A 4,164-nucleotide genomic window follows, 5' to 3' on the forward strand; every position below is an offset into this window, starting at 1 on the left:
CCGGCCCCGAAGCGCTCGTCGATGTCCGCCTGGACCGCCGGGTCCAGGCAGAGCCGCGCGCTCACGGACCTGACCGGGCCCTACGCGTCGCTCGGCAAGAGCATCACCCAGGCGCAGCAGCTCTACTTCGAGCAGGTCAACGCCGGAGGCGGGGTCTGCGGGCGCAAGATCGCGGGCATCGTGCGCGACCACGGCTACGACGCCCAGAAGGCCGTGGCCGCCTACACCGAGGTGGCGCCGAAGTCCGCCGCGATCACCCAGTTCATCGGCTCGCCGATGGTCACGGCGCTCAAGCGGCGTATCGAGGACGACAAGCTGCTGACGATCCCCATGGCATGGGCCACGAGCCTGCTGGGCGGCCAGGCGATCCAGGTGACCGGCACCACGTACGACCTCGACATGATCAACGGGGTCGACTTCCTCGTCAAGGAGAAGGGCGTCAGGTCCGGCGACAAGATCGGCCACCTGTACTTCGAGGGCGACTACGGCGAGAGCGCGCTCAACGGGTCGAAGTACGCGGCCGGGAAGCTCGGCCTCACGGTGGTGGAGCAGAAGATCAAGGCCACCGACCAGGACATGAGCGCCCAGGTGTCGGCGTTCAAGGACGCGGGCGTCAAGGCGGTCCTGGTGTCGGTCGGCCCCCGGCAGGCGGCCTCCCTGGTCGGCGTGGCCGTCGCCAGGGGGATGGACATCCCGTTCGTCGCCGGCAACTCGGCCTACAGCCCCCAGCTGCTCGGGACGCCCGCCGCCCCCGCGCTGCTGAAGAACTACTTCATCATGACCGCGGCCCCCCCGATGAGCGCGCCGCTCCCCGCCATCCAGAAGCTGGTCGCCGACTACCAGGCCAAGTACGCGGGCCAGCCGGTCGACAGCGGCGTCGGAGCGGGGTACTCGGCGGCGGTGATCGTCGGGGACGCGCTGAAGAAGGCCTGCGAGGCCAGGGACCTCAGCCGGGAGGGCATCGTCAAGGCCCACCGTTCCCAGCCCGCGTGGGAGGGCGGATTCGGGACGCCGATGGACTTCTCGCACGTCGACCAGCCCGCCTCGCGCGCCTCGTACGTGGTCAAGCCGGACAAGTCAGCGGTGGGCGGCGCGGTGATCCTCAAGGAGGCCGCCGTCTCCGGCCTGGCCAAGGACTACCAGGTGCCGGTCGGCTGACCGGCCGCCGCCTGGAGCGGCCCGCCCGGGAAAAAGGCTCCCCCCGGGCGGGCGGCGGCCTTCCCCGCCCCACCGTCAGCCGCCTCGCTCAGCGGAACACTCCGGTGTGGCCAAGGGAGTGAAGTCCGGGCTGCGGGTAGACGGCCAGGCCGTGCGGCCCCGCGTCCACCGGGATCTTCCGTACGAGGTGGCCGTCGTGGGTGTCGAACACGTACACGACGCTGTTGTAGCGGCCGGCGAGCCACAGGCGGCTGCCGTCGGCGGACACGCCGCCCATGTCGGGCGAGCCGCCGCCGGGGATGCGCCAGGTCGCGATCGGCCGGTGCTTGGCGAACGAGACCACCGACACCGACCCTGCCGCACGGTTGGAGACATAGAGGTTCTCGGAGTCCCGGCTGACGTACAGCCCGTGGGCGCCGGCGCCGGTCCTGATGAAGCGCCGCACCTTGAAGCGCTCGGCGTCGACCACCCAGACGCCGCCCTTGGCCATGTCGGCGATGTAGAACATCGTGCCGTCCGGAGAGAGCTTCACATCCTGCGGCATGCTGTGATGCGCCGGCAGGTTGACGACCTCGCTGACCTTCCGCCCGGCCACGTCGACGACCACCAGGTGGCCGGAGAACTCGCAACTGGCCAGGAAGGTCGAGCCGTCGGCGGTGAAGTCCGCGTGGTTGATGCCACGGCACGGCACGTCCACCGACTCGCGCAGCTTGAAGGTCTCCGGGTCGCGGAAGTCGAGCCTGTTCAGCCGCTCGGCCATGACCAGGGCGGTGGTGCCGTCCGGGGTGAAGTACAGGTTGTAGGGGTCCTCGACCTCGATGGGCTTGCCCGGCTTCCCGGTCGCCGGGTCGATCGGCGTGAGCGTGTTGCCGTCGTTGTTGTTGACCCACAACGTCTTCAGGTCCCACGAGGGGACGACGTGCTGCGGGCGCCTGCCGACCCTGAAGTGCCGGATGACCCTGTAGGTCTTGGGGTCGATGACGCTGACCGTGCCGCTCTCGCTGTTGGGCACGTAGACCAGGGACGGGAACCCGGCGACGGCGGGACTGAGCATGCCCGGCCGGTCGTGGGCGTAGACGTCCGCGACCATGGCCTCCTTGGCGCCGCCGTGCGGCTTCCGCTCGGCGGCGGGCGGGGCCTCCGGCGGCGTGGACGGCAGTTCGGCGTCCCGCGGCTGGACCCCGCCGGAACAGGCGGACACCGTCAGCGCGAGGGCGGCCCCGGCGGCGAGCAGCCGGACGACCCCCCGGGTGGTCCTTGTCATCCGCTCAGGGCCTGCCCCTCTGTCATCCCCCCGGCACGTGCCGGCTACGGCCACGCTAGGAGGGGGACGGTCAGGGAACACTCAAACCCGAGTCTGGGGTGGGTTCACCTTCGCCCTGCGGGAGCCCGCCTCGGGGGACACAACACCCGAGCCGGGCCATGCCCGGACAGGAGCGCATACGTACTCCTTGGGAAGGGTTCTCGTGCTTCCTGGAGAGCGCCCGCGCCCGGCTCGGCGGTGGAAAGGCCGGGCGGACGGTTGACACGTTTCAACGCGGTGAACGGAAGTTGAGACCGGTCAGGAGGCCTGTCAACGGATGCGATGAGTAAAACGTTTCACCGAGCCTCGCGCACCTGGCAGCCGTCACCGGGCCGATACCGGCCCTGCGAATGCCTCACCCTTCCCGGAAATGCACGGGGCCGCCGGGCCTCCGCGCCTCCTTACACCCGCGCCTTCGGGAGATCCGGTCATCCAGCCTCGTCGCCCAGTTTCCGACGAGGAGATTGGTCGCTTTGGTCGTTAATATACATATTTCCAGCTGATTGGTTGATTCGGGAGTGATCATAGGAGGTGGCGTTCATCTGGATTCCCGGCGGAACGGCCGGGGCCGCGAGTGGGGCGATCTGGTGGGCGATGACACGGTGGAGTGCGGGCACGAATCCCGGGGCCGCCAGCGCGTGGCGGCGGAGCCTGGACTGCCATTCCGTGACGAATTCGCTCCGGAGATCCGGCACGGCGTCCGCGGAGACGGCCGACAGTTCCCTGCGCGTCTCTTCGAGGGCCGCCTCGACGTCCGGAAGCCGGTCGGGAAGGGCGTCCCGCCACAGGCCGAGCAGCACCGCCCGGGCCTGTCTCCAGTTGTCGCCGGCCATCGCGTTCACCAGCGATGTGGCTTCTGTCCCGTCCAGTCGGTCCACGGTCGCCTCACCCTCCTGACGGCGTGACCTGGCCGCGCCACGCAGGCTCGCGGCCAGTCCCGCGAGCGCGACGACCAGTCCGAGCACGCTCGCGAGCTTGTCGGCGGTGTCGAGGCCCACGACGACGACCACGAGGACGATGGCGGCCGCCGCGCAGAGCGCCGCGCCCACCTTGAACAGCACGCGCCTTGACATGGAGCCATCATCGCCGGGAGACCCCGATCTGTCTCGCACACCAGGCATGGCGTTCTTATCGGGCCCGGGGCCGCGAGCTTTTCCGCGTGCCCGCAACACCATGCCGGCCGATGACCGGATAACGAATCGGCTCATTCTTCCACTCTTTCCTAAAGGTGATTTACCGTTAAGGTTGATGGACGAGCGGGAAGAAGAGCCGCGGATAAACATTCAGGCTCACGCGACGGGTTCGGCGAGCATCAATCAGGCCGCCGGAGATCAGCATTTCCATCTCGAAGACGGCACTCGCGTGCTGCGCCGTACGACGCCCGGCCGGATCACGGATGTCTGCCCCTATCCCGGCCTCGCCGCGTTCGGGCCCCAGCAGTCCGACTGGTACTGCGGGCGCGAGGAGGTGCTGGCCCAGCTCATCGAGCTGCTCGACCGGCGTCGCTCCGGCATCCAGATGATCATCGCGCCATCGGGCGCCGGCAAGTCCTCGCTGCTGGGCGCCGGGCTGCTGCCCAAACTCAAGGAGTCGGCGCTGCCCGGCTCCAGCAGGTGGCCCCAGCTGACGCTGACGCCCGGCGCCCACCCCGCCGACGCCCTCGCCGCGCAGGTCGCCGCCGTCACCGGGACGGTGACGGCGCC

At 69.6% G+C, this 4,164-nt stretch carries 4 protein-coding genes; 2 read left to right on the plus strand and 2 right to left on the minus strand.

Features of this window, described 5'->3' with window-relative positions; all coding sequences use genetic code 11:
• The coding region (locus tag AB0B89_RS35220) for an ABC transporter substrate-binding protein (protein ID WP_358561755.1) at window positions 1-1,158 on the plus strand (1,158 nt) is incomplete at its 5' end.
• Window positions 1,159-1,246: 88 nt separating this feature from the next.
• On the opposite strand, the gene AB0B89_RS35225 is transcribed toward AB0B89_RS35220, so the two are convergent.
• Together AB0B89_RS35225 and AB0B89_RS35230 are read right to left on the minus strand one after the other, a co-directional pair.
• The gene (locus AB0B89_RS35225) at window positions 1,247-2,422 is read right to left on the minus strand and encodes a YncE family protein (RefSeq protein ID WP_358561758.1); all 1,176 of its coding nucleotides are present in this window, start codon (window positions 2,420-2,422) and stop codon (window positions 1,247-1,249) included.
• Window positions 2,423-2,889: 467 nt separating this feature from the next.
• Window positions 2,890-3,534 (minus strand): hypothetical protein, encoded by a 645-nt coding sequence (locus AB0B89_RS35230; RefSeq protein WP_358561761.1) that lies wholly within the window; start codon window positions 3,532-3,534, stop codon window positions 2,890-2,892.
• 175 nt (window positions 3,535-3,709) lie between these two features.
• On the opposite strand from AB0B89_RS35230, the gene AB0B89_RS35235 reads away from it, so the two are divergent.
• On the plus strand, window positions 3,710-4,164 hold a 455-nt coding region (locus AB0B89_RS35235), incomplete at its 3' end, for a hypothetical protein (protein WP_358561763.1).

Origin of the sequence: Sphaerisporangium sp. NPDC049002, from assembly GCF_040649355.1 — a bacterium.
Taxonomy (GTDB): Bacteria; Actinomycetota; Actinomycetes; order Streptosporangiales; family Streptosporangiaceae; genus Sphaerisporangium.

Coding starts and splice junctions, on each gene's coding strand:
- AB0B89_RS35225 (WP_358561758.1), bottom strand. CDS start 2,422: ATGACAAGGACCACCCGGGGGGTCGTCCGGCTGCTCGCCGCCGGGGCC.
- AB0B89_RS35230 (WP_358561761.1), bottom strand. CDS start 3,534: ATGTCAAGGCGCGTGCTGTTCAAGGTGGGCGCGGCGCTCTGCGCGGCG.